Origin of the sequence: Mesorhizobium sp. GbtcB19 (assembly GCF_019091085.1) — a bacterium.
In the GTDB taxonomy this organism is placed as follows: Bacteria; Pseudomonadota; Alphaproteobacteria; order Rhizobiales; family Rhizobiaceae; genus Mesorhizobium.
The window spans coordinates 1-234 of record NZ_JAGXJY010000550.1 but is presented as its reverse complement, the minus strand read 5'-3'; the positions used below and the strand labels follow the sequence as shown (position 1 = coordinate 234).

Annotated in this window: 1 pseudogene; it reads left to right on the top strand. The window is 59.4% G+C overall.

The annotated features are described in order from the left end of the window. Positions 1-180, top strand: a pseudogene (locus KVT37_RS33015) (plasmid partitioning protein RepA); the annotation flags it as partial. Between the last annotated feature and the right edge of the window lie 54 nt (positions 181-234).

The following is a 234-nucleotide window of genomic DNA, read 5'->3' as shown; positions in this document are numbered from 1 at the left end:
CTTACCCACATGGTGCTGAAGAGCACCGCAATCTCGGACGCCGGAATCACCAAGCAAACATTGTACGAGGTAGAGCGGCAGCAGTTCACGCGCGCGACCTACGACCGCGCGATCGAATCTCTCGACAGCGTGAACGGCGAGATCGAGTCCCTGATCCGAGCTGCCTGGCGGAGGACCTGATGGGACGAAAGAACCTCCTCGCTGATCTTATCGAAGGCAGCAGTTCGGACCAGC